Here is a 262-nt window from a genome sequence, read left to right on the forward strand (position 1 = left end):
TGTTCGTCATTGCTTTAATGGTCACGCTCATTGATCGCGGCCAGATTCTGGATTTTACCCCTGGCCCGGGAGCCATTGCCTTTGCGATCGTTGTCGTGCTCACCATGCTGGCAGCAGAAAGCCTGGACTCTCGCCTGATTTGGGATAATTATGACAAACAGTAAATACCCACCGCAGCCGCCTTTTGGCAACCCCGTCGGCCCACAACAGCCTCAACCGGTGAACGTCAAAAGAGACAGACAGATATCGCCATTATGGATTT

1 protein-coding gene is annotated in these 262 nt (G+C 51.9%); it reads left to right on the forward strand.

Annotated features, from left to right (window positions below):
- Nucleotides 1-164 (forward strand): paraquat-inducible protein A (locus ACYP03_RS26670; protein ID WP_459782761.1); only part of this gene is annotated, 164 nt, incomplete at its 5' end.
- Between the last annotated feature and the right edge of the window lie 98 nt (nucleotides 165-262).

Source organism: Photobacterium sp. R1 (assembly GCF_054600795.1).